Source organism: Caballeronia novacaledonica (genome assembly GCF_900258035.1).
GTDB lineage: Bacteria > Pseudomonadota > Gammaproteobacteria > Burkholderiales > Burkholderiaceae > Caballeronia > Caballeronia novacaledonica.
On record NZ_OGTP01000001.1, the window covers coordinates 125,357 to 143,029 of the forward strand.

At 65.3% G+C, this 17,673-nt stretch carries 11 protein-coding genes; 10 read left to right on the forward strand and 1 reads right to left on the reverse strand.

What is annotated here, in order from left to right; translation table 11 throughout:
* The first annotated feature begins 28 nt into the window (after positions 1 to 28).
* The 3 genes from NOV72_RS00575 (at position 29) to NOV72_RS00585 (ending at position 3,079) form a co-directional block, all read left to right on the forward strand.
* Positions 29 to 667, forward strand: a complete 639-nt coding sequence (locus NOV72_RS00575; RefSeq protein WP_245932840.1) for a TadE/TadG family type IV pilus assembly protein — start codon at positions 29 to 31, stop codon at positions 665 to 667.
* Positions 664 to 2,517 (forward strand): TadE/TadG family type IV pilus assembly protein, encoded by a 1,854-nt coding sequence (locus NOV72_RS00580; protein ID WP_245932841.1) that lies wholly within the window; start codon positions 664 to 666, stop codon positions 2,515 to 2,517. Before NOV72_RS00575 ends, NOV72_RS00580 begins: the two co-directional genes overlap by 4 nt.
* Positions 2,518 to 2,590: 73 nt before the next feature.
* On the forward strand, positions 2,591 to 3,079 hold the full coding sequence (locus NOV72_RS00585) for a DUF6496 domain-containing protein (RefSeq protein WP_106852642.1): 489 nt from the start codon (positions 2,591 to 2,593) through the stop codon (positions 3,077 to 3,079).
* Here the strand turns inward: NOV72_RS00585 and NOV72_RS00590 are convergent.
* Positions 3,064 to 3,987, reverse strand: coding sequence for a LysR substrate-binding domain-containing protein (locus NOV72_RS00590; protein WP_106852643.1), 924 nt, complete (start codon positions 3,985 to 3,987; stop codon positions 3,064 to 3,066). The genes NOV72_RS00585 and NOV72_RS00590 overlap by 16 nt on opposite strands.
* Before the next feature lie 115 nt (positions 3,988 to 4,102).
* Here NOV72_RS00590 and NOV72_RS00595 point away from each other — a divergent pair, with 115 nt between their 5' ends.
* The 7 genes from NOV72_RS00595 (at position 4,103) to NOV72_RS00630 (ending at position 17,662) form a co-directional block, all read left to right on the forward strand.
* Complete coding sequence (locus NOV72_RS00595) at positions 4,103 to 4,873, forward strand: transporter substrate-binding domain-containing protein (RefSeq protein WP_106852644.1); 771 nt, start codon at positions 4,103 to 4,105, stop codon at positions 4,871 to 4,873.
* A gap of 10 nt (positions 4,874 to 4,883) precedes the next feature.
* Positions 4,884 to 6,011: a succinylglutamate desuccinylase/aspartoacylase family protein gene (locus NOV72_RS00600; RefSeq protein WP_106852645.1), complete on the forward strand. Its 1,128-nt coding sequence runs from the start codon at positions 4,884 to 4,886 to the stop codon at positions 6,009 to 6,011.
* 63 nt (positions 6,012 to 6,074) lie between these two features.
* Positions 6,075 to 6,965: an alpha/beta fold hydrolase gene (locus tag NOV72_RS00605; RefSeq protein ID WP_106852646.1), complete on the forward strand. Its 891-nt coding sequence runs from the start codon at positions 6,075 to 6,077 to the stop codon at positions 6,963 to 6,965.
* Between the two features lie 154 nt (positions 6,966 to 7,119).
* Complete coding sequence (uvrA, locus tag NOV72_RS00610; protein ID WP_106852647.1) at positions 7,120 to 12,933, forward strand: excinuclease ABC subunit UvrA; 5,814 nt, start codon at positions 7,120 to 7,122, stop codon at positions 12,931 to 12,933.
* On the forward strand, positions 12,923 to 13,342 hold the full coding sequence (locus tag NOV72_RS00615; RefSeq protein WP_106852648.1) for an ACT domain-containing protein: 420 nt from the start codon (positions 12,923 to 12,925) through the stop codon (positions 13,340 to 13,342). The genes uvrA and NOV72_RS00615 overlap by 11 nt, the downstream gene beginning before the upstream one ends.
* An 11-nt stretch (positions 13,343 to 13,353) precedes the next feature.
* Positions 13,354 to 14,637, forward strand: coding sequence for a DUF445 domain-containing protein (locus NOV72_RS00620; protein WP_106852649.1), 1,284 nt, complete (start codon positions 13,354 to 13,356; stop codon positions 14,635 to 14,637).
* 1,108 nt (positions 14,638 to 15,745) lie between these two features.
* On the forward strand, positions 15,746 to 17,662 hold the full coding sequence (locus NOV72_RS00630) for an amylo-alpha-1,6-glucosidase (RefSeq protein ID WP_106852651.1): 1,917 nt from the start codon (positions 15,746 to 15,748) through the stop codon (positions 17,660 to 17,662).
* The last annotated feature ends 11 nt before the right edge of the window (positions 17,663 to 17,673 follow it).

Sequence of the window (17,673 nt, forward strand, 5' to 3'; positions counted from 1 at the left end):
CACGAAGGGGAAAACGCGCCGGTCGTTCATGTCCCGGCTGGCGCGCTCGGAGAGCGGCGTCTCGGCGATAGAGTTCGCGCTCATCGTGCCGATCATGCTGCTCATGATGCTCGGCTTCACCGAGCTCTATCTATACATGCGCGCGAAGAGCCTCGTCGAGCACACGGCGTTTACGCTCGCCGATACGATCGGCCAGATGAGCCAGGTGATCGACGACCAGTCGGGCATCACGCAGGCGAACACGCTCGCGTCGATCTGGGCCGCGGCGATCCAGCTCGGAACTCCGAACGACCTGAAAAAGAACGGCGGCGTGATCGTCACGTCGATCTGCGAGACGAACTCGACGTGCAACGGGCTCACCTATGTCAACTCGACTCAGGCGCAATGGCGTTTGATGGGCACGCCGAAAGTCCTCTGGACGAGAAAGCCGTTGTGGCAACCCTCGGGCATGGCAAGCAGTGTTTCGTCGACGAACCCGCTGCCGACGAACTGGCCGTTCCGTCAGGGCGATGCCGCCGTGGCCGTCGAAGTGTTCTACAAGTACACGCCGTTTTCGATGACCGCGCCGTTCTGGCAGAACGCGCCCGGCGCGGTGACTTTTCACGAGCGCGTTTTCGTGCGTCCGCGCAACGGACAGGCGCTCACCATTCAGAGTCCCTCGACATGAGCGTGAAGCGAAATTGGGGCGGTCCGTCGGACGCACGTGGCGCGCGCAGCCTGTTCTGCGGCGACGAAGGTGCCGTCGCGATGTTGTTCGCGGCGTGCGCGAGTTTCATGGTCGGCGCGATGTGCACGGCGATCGACTCGATCCACTACGAAATGACGCAGGCGCGCATGCAGATGGCGCTCGACGTCGCGACGCTGTCGGCGGGCGCGAACCTCGCGCACTTCGACACGACGAATTCGGCCGATCTCTCGTCGTGGAAAAACGACGCTCGCTCGTACTACAACGTCAACATGCCGGCGGGCTACATGGACCTGAACCTGCCGGACGCCGGCTTCTCGGCGCAGGTGACGGGCACGCCGACGGTGGGGCAGAACATCCAGCTTTCGGCGAAGGGATCGGTGCCGCTGCTCGCGCCGCTCATCTGGGCCAAGAACGGCAGTCAGAGCGGCACGGGATCGGGCGGAAGCGGCAACCCGGTGACGCCCGACAACGCCTCGGTCAGCGCGAGCAACTCGGCGCTGCGCCTGCCGAAGAGCACGCTCGAGCTCGTGATGGTGCTCGACAACTCGACCTCGATGAACCAGAACGCGAGCAAGACCGATTCGACGATGAAGATCGACGGCCTGAAGGCGGCGGCGCAAAATCTGGTGGGCAGCCTCCTCAGTCAGAGCACCAACGATTCCTACGTGGGTCTGGTGCCGTTCACGACGATGGTCAACGTCGGCAACGTCCTGCCCGCGACCGGCACGACGTGGCTCAGAAACGACTTCTCCGGCTACAACTCGCAGGGCACGAACATATCCGCCTGGCGCGGCTGCGCGGTGGAACCACGCGACGCCAACAAGAATCTGTATCCGAAGGCTTACGCGCCGAAGGACAATCCCGGTTTCACGCCGTGGTACTGGAACGTGCCGCGCGCGGGTTTCACGATTCAGAACTACACGACGAGCTACGACAGCAAGGGCCGCGTGATCTCCAACTGCAACGCGAAGAACCCGAAGACGACCGTCCTGGGCGTGCCGCTCACGCTGCAGACCAACGGCAGTTTTTCGTATTGCAGCGGCGGCGGCAACGCGGGCAATATCTATGACTGGTGGGGCCAGCCCGACCCGGGCACCACGTTCACCCCGACGAAGACGTACGATCAGAACTACAACTACGTTGCGACCTCTTTGAAGAACAACAAGGTCGTCAGCACGCAAAGCCTGTCGGGTCCGTGCGAAATCGCGTCCGCGCAATTCCTCTCGAAGGATTCCACTGCGCTCACGACGTCCATCAAGGCGATGAATCCGGGCGGCAACACGCTCATTCCGACCGGACTCCTGTGGGGCTGGCGCATGTTGTCGTCGGACTGGTCGCAGAACACGGCGGGATCGAGCAACGGCTTCAAGTCGAGCGATCCGTCGCTGCCGCGCATCGAGTCGACGCCGGGGCTGCAGCGCGTGGCGATCGTGCTGACGGACGGCGAGAACGCGTTCGGCAGCAGCTCGGGACTGCTCGCGCCGCCCTATTTCAATGGCCTCTCCGGCGTCGGCGACAACACGCTGAAAGCATCGACCGTCCAGCGCACGCTCAACAACACGATGCTCACCGACGGCAAGATGACGTCGATCGACGACATCAACGCGTTCCAGCTCGCGGTCTGCACGGCGATGAAACAGAACGGCATCATCATCTACTCGATCACCTTCGGCACCTACGGCACGGACACCGACAGCATCAACGCGCAGACGACGATGCAAGCATGCGCAAGCCCCGGCAACTACTATCACGCGCCCAGCAACGCGACCCTCAACCAGATCTTCCAGCAAATCGCCGGCAACCTGGGCGTGCTGCGCCTGACCCAGTAAGGCTCCGCAGGCACGGCGGGCACGCACGTTGCTCGCTTGCCAAGGGCAAGTCCACTTCATACGGAGGTCCGACATGCCCGAAAAGAAAACCCTCAAGCGCGCAGCGAAAGCGAAGCGCGCAGGCAAGTCCCCGAGCACGCAGGCGGGTGAGTTCGTGAAGGAGCAGATCGATCACATTCGCGAGGGCAAGCACGGCGCGAAATCGGCGAAGCAGGCCATCGCGATCGGGCTGTCCGAAGCGCGTCGCTCGGGCGTGAAGATGAAGCCGCCGAAGAAGGGCGCGGCGTCCGAGGCCACGCGCAAGAAGGCCGCGCAGGACACGAAGGCTTCGCATCGCACGAAGAAGAGCGCGGGCACCGAGTCGAAGGCGAAGCGTTCAGCCGTGTCGACACGCGTGCTCAAGCGCGAAAGCACCCAGGCCGCCTCGCACAAGTCGCTGTCGCGCCAGTCGCATGCGGCGTCGAGCCGGCGCTCGGCGGCGGATCGCTCGGCCGCAGCGAAGAAGGGCTGGGCGACGCGCCGCGCCAATGCAGCGAAAAGCGCGCGTCACGCGTCGCGCTGAACGGGCAGCATCCGCGCGAACGAGACGGCCATCGTCGCGAGTTCCTGCGCCGCGGGCGTGAGCGGCACGCCCGCGCGCCGCAGCAGGCACACCGGCGTTTTGGCGGCGCGCTCGGCGACCGGCACGATCTCGACATGCTCGCGAAAGAACGGATGCGCGGCGAGACTCGCAGGCTCGAGCCCGATGTAATCGCTCGAGGCGATGCAATGCAGCGTGTCGAAGACGGCTTCGGTCGTCGCGGCGATGCGAGGCGGCGCGAGCGCCGCGCGCTCGAAAAGCGCCGACAGCTTGTTGCCGAGCGCACCGCCGCCGCGTTGCCGCGTGCTGACCCATTCGGCGTCCTGCAATTCGCGCAGTGTTCGAGCGTGCACGAGCGGATGACCGCGCCGCGCGATCACCGCGACGTCGGTATCGAAGAGCGGCGTGGCGTCCATGTCGTGGATGTCGGCGTCGGGTGCGATCAGCGCGAGCGCGAAGTCGAGGCTGCCGTCGCGAACCCATGACGTCAGCATGCGCGACGTCGCGCTCGTCAGATGCACGTCGATGCGCGGACAGCGCTCGCGATAGCTTTCGAGCAGCGCGGGAAAGAGGCGCATCGTCGCTTCGGCGGCCAGCCCGAGCGCGACGCGTCCCGTCAGTTCGCCGCGCAACTGGCGCATCTCGTCTTCGGTCTTTCTGCATTCGCCGAGAATCAGGTCGGCGCGCACACGCAAGCGCTCGCCGATCGGCGTCAGACGCGCGCCGCGCACATCGCGCTCGAACAGCGGCCCGCCCGCCAGCGTTTCCAGTTTCTGCAACTGCTGCGTGATGCCGCTTTGCGCGACATCGAGCCCGCGCGCGGCCGCGCGCACGCTGCCCGCATCGGCGACGGCGACGAACATGCGCAATTGCGTCAGAGTCAGATCCACGCTGGGCGTCTCCGTCGGGTGATCTCGAAAAGTGATCATGATAAGCAAAACGCGTCTTTTTGCGAGCGTTTTGCGCCCGTACCATCGGTGGCATCGACAAGGAGACACCGCGTTCATGTTCAGACTCAGCTCACTCTTTCTGGCCGCCGCGCTCGTCGCGGCCGCACCGGTCCACGCGAAAGACGCCGACGCCTTGCGCCTCGGCATCGATCCCGGCTATCCGCCGATGGACGTCAAGACGCCCGATGGCCACGTCGCGGGCTTCGACGTCGATCTCGGCGATGAAATCTGCCGCCGCATCGCGATGCGCTGCCAATGGGTCGAGCTCGAATTCTCGGGGATGATTCCCGCGCTGCAGGCGCGCAAGATCGACGGGATCATGTCGTCGATGGCGATCACCGACAAGCGCATGAAGCAGATCGCGTTCTCCACCAAGCTCTTTCAGTTCCGCTCGCGCCTGATCGCGAAGCAGGGCATGCCGCTCACCGCGAGCGCGCAGAGCCTGCGCGGCAAGCGCGTCGGCGTGCAGAGCGGCAGCCAGTTCGAAACCTACGCGCTGAAGAACTGGCAGCCGGGCGGCGTCGAAGTCGTGTCGTATCAGAGCATGGAAGGCGTGCTGAACGACCTGACGGCGGGACGCCTCGACGCCGCGCTGCTCGGCTCGGTGGAAGCGGAGCACGGTTTCCTGAAGACGCCGCGCGGCGCGGGTTTCGCGTTCGTCGGCGAGCCGCTTTCGATGGGCGATCACGGCGTCGGCATGGGCCTGCGTCAGGACGACACCGCGCTCAAGGCGAAGATCGACAAGGCCGTGAGCGACATGCGCGCCGACGGCACGTATCAGAAGATCGCGCGCAAGTATTTCGACTTCGACGTGTACGGCGAGTAAGGATTTTTCGATGCAAACGAAACGCCATTCACTCGTCTCCACGACGATCGGCACGTCGCGCGAGCTCGTCAGCTTTCATTTCGGCGACGCCGCCGGCTCAGGCGAACGCGTCTATATCCAGGCGTCGCTGCACGCCGACGAAACGCCCGCGATGCTCGCCGCATGGACGTTGAAGAAGCGCCTCGCTGCACTCGACGCCGAAGGCCGCGTGCGCGGCGAGATCGTGCTCGTGCCGGTCGCGAATCCGATCGGCCTGTCGCAGCACGTGCTCGGGCAGTTTCTCGGGCGCTTCGAGGCGAACAGCGGCCACAACTTCAACCGCAGCTTTCCGATGCCTTCCGCCGCCGCGCTGATCGAGCGCGTGGGCGCGCGCTTCTCGTCCGACGATGCCACGCACAACGCGCGTCTTCTGCGCGGCGCGCTCGTCGAGATGCTCGGCGAAACGACCGCGAAAAACGAGTTCGAATCGCTGCGGCTCGCGCTGCTCACGCTGGCTTCGCGCGCCGATATCGTGCTCGATCTGCACTGCTCGCTCGAAGCGACGATGCACATTTACACGAGCCCCGCGAGCTGGCCCGCGATCGAGCCGCTCGCGCGCCGTCTCGGCGCAAACGGCGTGCTGCTCGCGACGGATTCCGGCGGGCAGTCGTTCGACGAAGTTCACGCGCTCCTGTGGCACGAACTGCGCGCGCGGCTCGGCGACGCGACGCCGCTCGGCGCGCCGAACATTGCGGCGACGATCGAGCATCGCGGACAGCGGGACGTCGATTACGGCACCGCCGCGCACGATGCCGATGCCATCGTCGATTATTTGGTCGCGCGCGGCGTGATCGCAGGCGAGGCGAAGGACGCGCCGCCGCTCGCGCAACCCGCCACGCCGCTCGCGGGCAGCCAGCAGTTGAGCGCGCCGGTGAGCGGGATCGTCGTGTATCGGGCGAAAGTGGGCGCGCGCCTGAAAGCGGGCGATCCGGTGTTCGATATCGTCGATCCGGTCACCGACGCGGTGACCACTGTCACGACGGCCAACGACGGCGTGTTCTACATGCGCCGCGCGATCCGTTTCGTGTACGCCGGCGCGCCGATGGGGCGGGTCACGGGCGAAAAGGCGGTGAGAAGCGGCGTGCTGATCGGCGCGTGAGCACGCCAAGCGGGCCTTGTCCTTGCTCGCTAGAATGACTCTTCCCTTTCGAGGAGTCTCGCCATGCTGGACTTCGCACGCCACGCCCGCACGCCGACGCTCGATATCGCCTACGCCGATTCCGGTCCCGCCGATGGTCCCGTCGCCGTCCTGATCCACGGCTGGCCGGACGCGGCGCGCGCATGGAACGCGGTCGCGACGCGGCTCAACGAAGCCGGCTACCGGACCATCGTGCCGGAGTTGCGCGGCGCGGGCGGCACGCGTTTTCTCTCCGGCGACACCGTGCGCGACGGCTCGGGCGTCGCGCTCGCGCAAGATGCCGTCGATCTCGCCGATGCGCTCGGCATCGCGCAATTCGATGTCGTCGGCCACGACTGGGGCGCGCGCGCCGCCTATACGATCTCCGCGCTGTTTCCGGATCGCGTGCGACGCATGGCCGCGCTCGCGCTCGCTTATCAGCCGCGCGGCGTCTTCACGCTGCCGGATTTCTCTCAGGCGCGGCGCTTCTGGTACCAATGGTTCATGTCGCTCGACGGCGGCCCGGACGCCGTCGCCGCCGATCCCAAAGGCTTCGCGCGCATCCAGTGGGAAACATGGTCGCCGTCCGGCTGGTTCGACGAAGCCGAATTCGCGGCGACGGCGCGCGCCTTCGAGAATCCCGACTGGGTGCCGATCACGCTGAACGCGTATCGGCGGCGCTGGCGCGGCGATCAACCGTCCGATCCGGCGCTCGCCGAACTGTATGCGCGGCTTGGGACCGTCGAGCGCATCGGCGTGCCCGCGCTGATGATCCAGGGCGGCGCGGATTCGTGCGACGAGCCCGCGAGTTCGGAAGGGCAGGACGCGTATTTTCCGGCGGGATACCGGCGCGTCGTCATCGATGGCGCGGGGCATTTTCCGCTGCGGGAAGCGCCGGACGCCGTCGCGGACGCCGTCATCGCGCACCTGAAGTGAAGCGGCGATCACCGACACTCCTGACACGTTTTGCGACAACTACTGTATGCGTGTACAGTACTGTTCGCTAAGGCAGCCACGCACTTCCGAACATTTGCGCGGCCTCGCCCACGGCTTCCAAAGAGCCGCCTAACCTATTGAACCGGTTGAAAAATTGGCATCGAACAACGCAATTCGCATTCGCGGCGCCCGTCAGCACAACCTCAAGAATCTCGATCTCGACCTGCACACCGGCCAGATGACGGTCGTGACCGGGCCCTCCGGCTCGGGCAAATCGAGCCTCGTGTTCGATACGCTCTACGCGCAAGGCCAGCGCCGCTACGTCGAGACCTTCAGCGCGTACGCGCGCCAGTTTCTCGACCGGATGGACCGCCCGCAGGTCGATCGCGTGGACGGCGTGCCGCCCGCCATCGCCATCGACCAGACGAATCCGGTGCGCAGCTCGCGCTCGACCGTCGGCACGATGACCGAGCTGAACGATCACCTGAAGCTGTTCTACGCGCGCGCCGCCGAGCTCTTCGACAAGAAGACGTCGCATCGCGTGCGCCACGACACGCCCGAAACGATCTACGCCGAGCTGCTCGAACGCACGCGCGCCGGCGATCCGCGTCTCGCGATCACGTTTCCGGTCGAATTGCCCGATACCGCGAGCGACGAGGAAGTCGAGCAATGGCTCTCCGCGAGCGGCTATACGCGCGTGCAGGCGAAGCGCCGCGTTCAGACCGAATACGGCGCGCGGCAGATGCTCGATGTCGTCGCGGACCGCTTCCGCCTGCAGAACACGGAGCGCTCGCGTGCGCTGGAAGCGATCGAGAGCGCGCTGCTGCGCGGCACCGGCCGCGTCGACATCTATGTGCTGAAGGACGAAGGCGAGCCGGACATCTGGCGCTTCTCCACCGGTCTGCACAGCCCGGAAAGCGATCTGCGCTACGCGGACCCGCAGCCGGCGCTGTTCTCGTTCAATTCGGCCTACGGCGCGTGCGAAACGTGCCGCGGCTTCGGGCGCGTGATCGGCGTCGATTACGGGCTCGTCATTCCCGACGACAAAAAGACGCTGCGCGAAGGCGCGGTCAAGACGCTGCAGACGCCCGCGTGGAAAGAGAATCAGGACGATCTCGTGAAGTACGGGGCGAAGGCCGGCATCCGGCTCGGCGTGCCCTGGAAAGATCTCACGCAGGAAGAGCGCGACTGGGTCATCAAGGGCTCGCCCGACTGGACCGGCAAGTGGCAGAACCAGTGGTATGGCGTGCAGCGTTTCTTCGACTATCTGGAGTCGAAGGCGTACAAGATGCACATCCGCGTGCTGCTGTCGAAATATCGCAGCTATACGACGTGCCCGGTCTGCGCCGGCGCGCGCCTGAAAACCGAATCGCTGCTGTGGCGTCTCGGCACGAAGGAACAGGCCGACGCGGTGCTGTCGCCATCGGATCGCTTCATGCCGGAAGGCGTCGACTGGACGCGCGCGCAACTCGAAGCGCTGCCCGGCCTCACGGTGCACGATCTGATGCTGATGCCGATCGAGCGCATCCGCCGCTTCTTCGATTCGCTGACGCTGCCATCGACCCTGCTCGACGAAGCGCTGAAACTGCTGCACGCGGAAGTGCGCACGCGCCTGAAATATCTCTGCGATGTCGGCCTCGGTTATCTGACGCTCGACCGCCAGAGCCGCACGCTGTCCGGCGGCGAGGTGCAGCGTATCAATCTGACGACCGCGCTCGGCACGTCGCTCGTGAACACGCTGTTCGTGCTCGATGAGCCGAGCATCGGTCTGCATCCGCGCGATCTGAACCGCATCGTCGAGGCGATGCATCGGCTGCGCGACGCGGGCAACACGCTCGTCGTCGTGGAGCACGATCCTTCCGTGATGCTCGCGGCGGATCGTCTCATCGACATGGGACCGGGACCGGGCGAGCGCGGCGGGCAGATCGTCTACGACGGCGCGCCCGACGACATCCAGTCCACCGACACATTGACCGGCGCGTATCTCGGCGGGCGCAAGCATGTCGCGCATGCGTCGAACTGGAACCGGCGCGTCGTCGATGCGAACACGCCGCGTCTCGTGCTCGAAGGCGCGAGCGATCACAATCTGCAAGACGTGACCGTCGAGATTCCGCTGCAACGCCTCGTCTGCGTGACGGGCGTGTCCGGCTCGGGCAAATCGACGTTGATTCAGGACGTGCTCGCGCCCGCGCTGATGCGTCATTTCGGCAAGGCGACGGAAGCGCCCGGCGCGTTTCGCGCATTGAAGGGCGCGGAACATTTGAGCGATGTCGTGTTCGTCGATCAATCGCCGATCGGACGCACGGCGCGCTCGAATCCGGCGAGCTACGTCGGCGCGTTCGACGAAATCCGCAAGCTCTATGCGAAGGCGCCGCTCGCGTTGCAGCGCGGCTATAGCGCGAGCATGTTCAGCTTCAATTCAGGCGACGGACGTTGCCCGACGTGCGGCGGCTCGGGCTTCGAGCACGTGGAAATGCAGTTCCTGAGCGACGTTTATCTTCGCTGCCCCGATTGCGATGGGCGGCGTTATCGCGCTGAAGTGCTCGAAGTGAAGATCGAGCGCGGCGATCGTCAATTGAGCGTCGCCGATGTGCTCGAACTGACCGTCAGCGAAGCAGTGGAATTATTTGCTTCGGATAGCGAAGTATTGCGCGTGCTTCAGCCGATCGTCGATGTGGGGCTCGAATACGTGAAGCTCGGTCAGCCGGTGCCGACGCTTTCGGGCGGCGAGGCGCAGCGTCTGAAGCTCGCGGGTTACCTGGCTGAAACATCGCAAGCCAGGACGAGCGAAAGCCGTCTCTTCATGTTCGACGAGCCGACCACCGGCCTGCATTTCGACGACATCGCGAAGCTGATGCAGGCGCTGCGGCGACTGCTGGAGCGCGGGCATTCGCTGATCGTCATCGAACATAACCTCGATGTGATTCGCGCGGCCGACTGGATCATCGATCTCGGTCCTGAAGGCGGCGATGGCGGCGGGCAGGTCGTGTGCGTCGGCACGCCCGACGACGTGGCCGCCTGCGAGCAGTCGCATACGGGCCGCGCGCTCGTCGAATACGAAGAAGCGATGGCGCCCGGCGCGGCGGAAAAGCGCGCGGGCGTGCCGCTGCAACTCGCGGCGGAAGTCGCGAGCGCGCGGCGCGCATTGCAGGGCGAGGACGTCGTGCGCATCGTCAACGCGCGCGAGCACAATCTGAAGTCGCTCGATGTCGATATCCCGCACAACAAGTTCAACGTCGTGACGGGCGTGTCCGGCTCGGGCAAATCGACGCTCGCGTTCGACATCCTCTTTCACGAAGGCCAGCGGCGCTACCTCGAATCGCTGAATGCGTATGCGCGTTCCATCGTGCAGCCTGCGGGACGTCCCGAAGTCGATGCCGTCTACGGCATTCCGCCGACCGTCGCGATCGAGCAGCGCCTGTCGCGCGGCGGGCGCAAGTCGACGGTCGCGACGACGTCGGAAGTCTGGCACTTCCTGCGTCTCCTGTACGTGAAGCTCGGCATCCAGCATTGCATCCACGACGGCACGCCGGTGCAGTCGCAAAGCTCGGAATCGATCGCCGCGCAGATCATGCGCGATTTCAAGGGGCAACATGTGGGCCTGCTCGCGCCGCTCGTCGTGAATCGCAAGGGCGTGTACACCGATCTCGCGAAATGGGCGAAGGCGCGCGGCAATACGCACTTGCGCGTGGATGGCGAATTCCTGCCGGTGAGTCCGTGGCCGAAGCTCGATCGATTCCGCGAACATACGATCGAATTGCCGGTCGCGGATCTCGTCGTATCGGCGGACAACGAAGCCGACCTGCGCCGCCTGCTCGACGAAACGCTGGAGATCGGCAAGGGCGTGATGCATCTGTGCGCGCCGCTCGACGATCTGCACGGATCGTGGCAGGACGGCGTGCGTCGCGGCAAGGAAGAGACGCGCGTGTTCTCGACCAAGCGCGCGTGCCCGGTCTGCGGCACGAGCTATCCCGAGCTCGATCCGCGCATGTTCTCGTATAACAGCAAGCACGGCTGGTGCAACACATGCGTCGGCACGGGCGTGAAGCTCACGCGCGAGCAACGCGCCGCGTTCGATGACACCTTGTTCGCGCAGGACGATCGCGGGCGCGAGCAGAGCATCGGCTCGGTGGATCAGGAACCGGACGATATCGTCGATCAACCTTGCCCGGATTGCGAAGGCACGCGCCTGAACGAAGTCGCGCGCGCCGTGACCTTCGGCGATTATCCGATCACGGAAGTCGGGCGCTGGACCGTGAGCGACACGCGCGAGTGGATCGCCGCGCTCAAGCTGAAAGGCCGCGATGCGGATATCGCGCGCGACGTGGTCAGCGAAATCGAAGGCCGATTGCAGTTTCTCGAAGAAGTCGGGCTCGGTTATCTGAGCCTCGATCGCGCGGCGCCGACGCTGTCCGGCGGCGAAGCGCAACGCATTCGCCTCGCCGCGCAACTCGGCAGCAACCTGCAAGGCGTGTGCTATGTGCTCGATGAACCGACCATCGGTCTGCATCCGCGCGACAACCTCATTCTGCTTTCGGCGCTGAAGAAGCTGAACGACAAGGGCAATACGCTCGTCGTCGTCGAGCATGACGAGGACACGATTCGCCGCGCGGATCACATCATCGATATCGGGCCGGGCGCGGGCAAGCGCGGCGGCACGGTGGTCGCGCAAGGCAACGTGACGGATCTCGCGGCGCACAAGGCGTCGCTGACGGGACAGTTCCTCGCGAACCCGATCGTGCATCCGTTGCAGCCGCGCCGCGAAGTGCGCGCCGGGACCGCGAAACGTCCGGCGACGCCCGCGCAATGGCTCACCGTCGAAGGCGCGACGCTGCACAACCTGCGCAACGTGACGGCGAGCGTGCCGCTGAATCGCCTCGTCGCGATTACCGGCGTGTCGGGCTCGGGCAAGTCCACGCTCGCGCGCGACGTGCTGATGACCAATCTGCTCGATGCCGTCGGCCGCTCGGTGCTGTCGTCGCCCGCCGTTCGACGCGCGCGCAAGGCCGCGCAGGCCGCTGCGCCCGTCGCGAAATCGCGTGCCAGCGTGCTCGCGCGCGAGGCGCCGCGTCCGAAATACGAGGTCGCGCACGCGTGGAAGGGCTGCACGGGCGTGACGGGTTTCGAGGCCATCGACCGCGTGCTCGAAGTCGATCAGACGCCGATCGGCAAGACGCCGCGCTCGTGTCCGGCGACTTACATCGGCATGTGGGACACCATCCGCAAGCTGTTCGCCGATACGCTCGAAGCCCGCGCGCGCGGCTACACGCCGTCGCGCTTCTCGTTCAACACCGGCGAAGGGCGCTGCCCGGCGTGCGAAGGGCAGGGCGTGCGCACCATCGCGATGAGCTTCCTGCCCGACGTCAAAGTGCCGTGCGACGTGTGCCACGGACAGCGCTTCAATCCGGAAACGCTCGCGGTGACCTGGCGCGGCAAGAACATCGGCGAAGTGCTGACGATGGAGATCGACGAGGCCGTCGAATTCTTCGCGTCGATGCAGAGCATCGCGCATCCGTTGCAATTGCTGCGCGACGTCGGCCTCGGTTATCTGACGCTCGGCCAGCCTTCGCCGACGCTGTCGGGCGGCGAGGCGCAGCGCATCAAGCTCGTCACGGAACTGTCGAAAGTGCGCGACGACATCACGCGGCGCGGACAGAAGCCGCCGCACACGCTTTACGTGCTGGATGAGCCGACCGTCGGCCTGCACATGGCGGACGTCGCGAAGCTGATCCGCGTGCTGCACCGGCTGGTGGATGGCGGGCATAGCGTGATCGTCATCGAGCACGATCTCGATGTGATCGCCGAAGCCGACTGGGTGCTCGATCTCGGACCGGAAGGCGGCGTGAACGGCGGCACGATTGTCGCGGCGGCGGACCCGGACACGCTCGCGACGCATCCGCGCAGTCATACCGGCGCGGCGCTGCGGCCGGTTTTGGGGCGTACGCGCGAGGCCGAAAATGCTGCGTGATCTCGATACGCTGATTTCATCGATGCAGCCCGAATTGCAACCGGGCGTGTACGTGTTCGCGTCGCTGCCGCACGATGCGGTGGCGAGCGGCGCGGGCGTCGTCGCGACGTTTCGCGAGCGCGAAGGAATGACGGTCGTGATGGAGGAAAGCGCGGCGCAGGCGGCGGGCATCGCGCCGCTGTTTCGCGCAGCGTGGATCACGCTGACCGTGCATTCGGACCTGAACGCGGTCGGTCTGACGGCGGCGTTCGCGCGGGCGCTCGGCGAGGCGAACATCAGTTGCAATGTGATCGCGGCGGCGTTTCACGATCACATCTTCGTGCCCGTCGAAGACGGCGAACGTGCGGTGTATGTTCTTCGAGACTTGCAACGCAGTGCTGGTAAGCTTTCGGCCTCTCCAAAACCATGATCAAGAAATAGATGGAAACGCAGGACAAAGCCGTCGCGCTCAGAAGAATGAAATGGTTCGCCGCGGCGCTGCTCGTCGCGGCGGGTGGCCTGTTCGCGCTCGCGAAGAGCCAGCACGATGCGGGCGTGTGGGCGTGGGTATCGTCGTTCGCGGAAGCGGCGATGGTCGGCGCGCTCGCGGACTGGTTCGCGGTCGTCGCGCTGTTTCGGCATCCGCTCGGCGTGCCGATCCCGCACACGGCGATCCTGCCGGCGAACAAGGCGCGCGTCGCGGACAATCTCGCCGTGTTCGTGCGCGACCGTTTCCTCGGCACCGATGCGCTCGTCGCGCGCGTGAACGCGTTCGATCCGGCGAGCCGTCTGTCGATGTGGCTCGCGGAGCCGAAAAATTCGGAACTGCTCGGCAGGAAGGCGGTGACGGCGGTCGGCCAGTTGCTGTCTTTCGTCGACGATGAACGCGTCAAGAGCATGCTCTACGAGACGCTGCGCCGCCGCGCGGATTCGTTCGATCTCGCGAGCGCGGCGGGCAGCGTGCTGTCGACGCTGACGTCGGATCGTCGTCATCAACTGCTGCTCGACGAAGGGCTTAAGCAGATGGCCGCGTGGCTCGACAAGCCCGAGGTGCAGGAGATGCTGGCGACGCGCATCGTCGCGGTGGCGGGCGAGGAGTATCCGAAGCTCATCGGCATGCTGGGTTTCGTCGGACTGAACGCCGAGGAGCTTGGCAACAAGTTCGCGGCCGGTCTGGTGCGCGGCGCGAATCAATGGCTGCACGACGTGAGCAGCGATCCGGAACACGAGCGCCGCAAAGCCTTCGATGCGGCCGTGGAGCGCTTCGTCGAGCGGCTGAAGACGGACCCGTCGTTCAAGGCGCGTATCGACGGGCACAAGCGCGAATGGCTCGAGCGGCCCGAGTTGCGCGGTTATGTGAACGGGCTGTGGGACGAGTTCATCGCCTGGCTCGATGCGGACATCAAGCGGCCGGATTCGGCGCTGCACGCGAAGGTGGTGGCGATGGCGGGCGGTTTCGCCGAAGCGCTCGGCAGCGATCCGGCGCTGCGCGATTCGATCAACGAGCATATGCGCGATGCGTTGAAGGCGCTGGCGCCGGAGTTGCGCGATGGGATCGCGAAACATATCGCCGCGACTGTCAAGCAATGGGATGATGCGACGCTTGTTCGGGATGTCGAGCTCAATATCGGGCGGGATTTGCAGTTTATTCGCGTGAATGGGACGTTGGTGGGGGGGGCGGTTGGGGTGCTCATTCATGCTGTGATGGTTTGGGTTTCGGTGTGAGACTAGGGACCGCAGCGTTTCTCCATTCTCCGGGAAACTTGTATTCGCGTCGGTTTATTGGCGTTGCCCCTGTGCGGGGCGGCAGTCACTTTCTTTGCTGCTGCAAAGAAAGTAACCAAAGAAACAGCTATCCCCATCCAAAGTGCTTCACACCGGCCGCGGCACAGGCGATTGGCTGAATGGCCCGGCAGTTGCGAGTGCCCCCACAAAACTCACGGGGCTTGGACCGCGCACGGTCCGCGCCATCACGCCGCCGAGCTTGCCGGTTCAGCCCTCGCAAGCTCCGGCCCGCTACGCGACCGATGGGTCAATCGGGTCGGCACGGGCTTGCTTTCTTGCTGACGCCATCATCGCGCATCATTTCTTCTTCGTTGGTTTCCCTTGCATGCCCTGCGGCAGCGCGTAGCGCTGTGCCGGATGTATGATTGCTGAACCCATGTGTTCAAAGAACTAGCGCGTCGGACCGTGCGCGGTCCAAGCCGCGTGAGTTTTGTGAGGGCACTCGCTACTCTGGGGGCCATTAGGTCAATCGCCTGTGCCGCGGCCGGCGTGAAGCACTTTGGATGGGGAAAGCTGTTTCTTTGGTTACTTTCTTTGCAGCAGCAAAGAAAGTGACTGCCGCCCCGCACAGGGGCAACACAAATAGACCGACGCGAAAACAGGATTCCGTAGAAGAAGCAAACGCCGATGACGCGAATCGCCGTCCCCGACGAAAGCAATCTCGAAGCCACTATTTGCAGCGGCAAAGAAAGTGACTGCCGCCCCGCACAGGGGCAACACGAATAGACCGACGCGAAAACAGGATTCCGTAGAAGAAGCAAACGCCGATGACGCGAATCGCCGTCCCCGACGAAAGCAATCTCGAAGCCACTATTTGCAGCGGCAAAGAAAGTGACTGCCGCCCCGCACAGGGGCAACACGAATAGACCGACGCGAAAACAGGATTCCATAGAAGAAGCAAACGCCGATGACGCGAATCGCCGTCCCCGACGAAAGCAATCTCGAAGCCACTATTTGCAGCAGCAAAGAAAGTGACTGCCGCCCCGCCCAGGGGCAACACGAATAGACCGACGCAAAAACAGGATTCCATAGAAGAAGCACACGCCCGATGACCCGAATCGCCGTCCCCGATGAAAGCAATCTCGAAGCCGAATGGCTCGAAGCCGACGCATGGGGCGGCTTCGCATCCGGCACCGTCGGCACGACGCGCACGCGTCGCTATCACGCGCTGCTGCTCGCCGCGACACAGCCACCCGCCGGACGCGTCGTGCTCGTCAACGGCATCGAAGCGTGGCTCGAACTGGACGGCAAGCGTTTCCCCCTCACGATGCAGCGCTACGCGCCCGACGTACTGTATCCGGACGCCTCCGCGAGCCTGCTGTCCTTCGACACCGAACCCTGGCCGACCTGGCGATACAAGATCGACGCGGACACGTTCGTCATCGCCGAAACATTCGTCGCGAAGGAGAGCCGCGAAACCGTGCTGCGCTGGCGTCTTGAAAACGCATCGAAAGCGGCAAGGCTCGACGTGCGTCCGCTGCTTTCGGGCCGCGACTATCACGCGCTGCATCACGAGAATCCGCATTTCTCGTTCGATGCCACACTCGAAGGCGAGCGCGTGCAATGGCAGCCGTACGGCGATCTGCCCGCCATCTGCGCGACGTCGAACGGCGCGTACGACCACGCGCCCGACTGGTATCGCAACTTCTGCTATGCGCGCGAACGCGAGCGCGGGCTCGATTTCACCGAAGACCTCGCGACACCCGGCGTGTTCACTTTCGACCTGGCGCGCGGCGACGCCGTGATGATCCTGCACGCCCACGCGGGCCACGACAAGCCGTTCGAAGACAGCGCGATCGCGCATGCATCGCGGCTGGCGTCGCAAGAAGCCGCGCGCCGCGCGGCGTTCGGCTCGCGGCTCGCGCGCGCAGCCGACGCGTATGTCGTGAATCGCAATGTCGGGCGCACGATCATCGCGGGCTTTCCGTGGTTCACCGACTGGGGCCGCGACACCTTCATCTCGATGCGCGGCCTGCTGCTCGCATCCGGCCGGCTCGGGGAAGCGGAGTCGATCCTGCTCGAATGGGCCGACACGATTTCCGAAGGCATGGTGCCGAATCGCTTCCCGGACAGCGGCGGTCTGCCGGAATACAACTCCGTCGATGCATCGCTGTGGTTCGCCGTCGCCGTGCACGACTTTCTCGCGACCGGGCAGCCCCACGCCGCCACGGCGAGCCACCTCCAGCGCGCCGTCGATGCGATCCTCGAGGGCTATTCGTCCGGCACGCGCTTTCAGATCGCCGCCGATAGCGACGGTCTGCTGCGCGCGGGCACGCCCGGCGTGCAGCTCACGTGGATGGACGCGAAGGCGGGCGACTGGGTCGTCACGCCGCGCATCGGCAAGCCGGTCGAGGTGCAGGCGCTGTGGATCAACGCGCTCTCGATCGCCAGCGCGTGGAATCCGCGCTGGCAGGGCTCGCGCGATCAGGCGCTGGCGTCGTTCGCCGCGCGTTTCGTCGATCCGGACACGCACACGCTCTTCGATGTCGTCGACGCCGGTCACGAGCCCGGCAAGATCGATCGCTCGATTCGTCCGAACCAGATTTTCGCGGTCGGCGGGCTGCCATTTCCGCTCGTCGATGGCGATATCGCGCGTGCCGTCGTCGCGCAGGTCGAGACGCAGCTTCTCACGCCGCTCGGCCTGCGCACGCTCGCGCCGTCCGATCCGGCCTACAAGGGGCGCTATGCGGGCGGCGTGCTGGAACGCGACGGCGCGTATCACCAGGGCACCGTGTGGCCGTGGCTGATGGGGCCGTTCGTCGAAGCATGGGTGCGCGTGCATGGCGCGGCGGGCGCGCGCGAGCGCTTTCTCGCGCCGCTGTACGCGCATCTGGAGCAATACGGTCTCGATCACGTCAGCGAAGTCGCCGACGGCGACGCGCCCCACACGCCCGGCGGCACGCCGTTTCAGGCGTGGTCGCTCGCGGAACTGCTGCGCGTCGAAAAGCTGCTCGGGGCGCAGTAGGCGCAGCGTGC

What these genes read in the sequence shown, in the direction of transcription:
- NOV72_RS00575 (WP_245932840.1), top strand. Translation starts at nt 29, where the DNA reads ATGTCCCGGCTGGCGCGCTCGGAGAGCGGCGTCTCGGCGATAGAGTTC.
- NOV72_RS00580 (WP_245932841.1), top strand. Translation starts at nt 664, where the DNA reads ATGAGCGTGAAGCGAAATTGGGGCGGTCCGTCGGACGCACGTGGCGCG.
- NOV72_RS00585 (WP_106852642.1), top strand. Translation starts at nt 2,591, where the DNA reads ATGCCCGAAAAGAAAACCCTCAAGCGCGCAGCGAAAGCGAAGCGCGCA.
- NOV72_RS00595 (WP_106852644.1), top strand. Translation starts at nt 4,103, where the DNA reads ATGTTCAGACTCAGCTCACTCTTTCTGGCCGCCGCGCTCGTCGCGGCC.
- NOV72_RS00600 (WP_106852645.1), top strand. Translation starts at nt 4,884, where the DNA reads ATGCAAACGAAACGCCATTCACTCGTCTCCACGACGATCGGCACGTCG.
- NOV72_RS00605 (WP_106852646.1), top strand. Translation starts at nt 6,075, where the DNA reads ATGCTGGACTTCGCACGCCACGCCCGCACGCCGACGCTCGATATCGCC.
- NOV72_RS00615 (WP_106852648.1), top strand. Translation starts at nt 12,923, where the DNA reads ATGCTGCGTGATCTCGATACGCTGATTTCATCGATGCAGCCCGAATTG.
- NOV72_RS00620 (WP_106852649.1), top strand. Translation starts at nt 13,354, where the DNA reads ATGGAAACGCAGGACAAAGCCGTCGCGCTCAGAAGAATGAAATGGTTC.
- NOV72_RS00630 (WP_106852651.1), top strand. Translation starts at nt 15,746, where the DNA reads ATGACCCGAATCGCCGTCCCCGATGAAAGCAATCTCGAAGCCGAATGG.